1 protein-coding gene is annotated in these 291 nt (G+C 58.1%); it reads left to right on the top strand.

What is annotated here, in order from left to right; genetic code table 11:
• On the top strand, positions 1–291 hold a 291-nt coding region (locus FJA49_RS18265; RefSeq protein ID WP_158629419.1), incomplete at both ends, for a hypothetical protein.

The raw sequence follows: 291 nt of genomic DNA, 5'->3' as shown, positions 1-291 counted from the left end.
CGGACTTCGACCTTACGGCGTTCGATGCCACGGTACTGGGCACCCAGCCGGTAGGGGACTTTACGGTACACTACTATGACGACCTTGCCAAGGCACAGGCCGACGGCAACCTGGGCATAACGTCGACCAACCCGCAGGCAATCACGGGCCTTAACCCTTACCATACGGGTACTAGGATGATCTATGCGCTGGTAATCAACAGGCTGTCGGTAACGGGCTGCCCGGCCATTGCCAACATCCAGCTTACGGTGAACAAGTTGCCGGAGGTGACCCTTGCGGGAGGATTCTTCT

Origin of the sequence: Flavobacterium microcysteis, assembly GCF_006385255.1 — a bacterium.
Classification (GTDB): Bacteria; Bacteroidota; Bacteroidia; order Flavobacteriales; family Flavobacteriaceae; genus Flavobacterium; species Flavobacterium microcysteis.
Note: the sequence above shows the minus strand (reverse complement) of the source record. Positions and strands in the feature narration are given on the sequence as shown.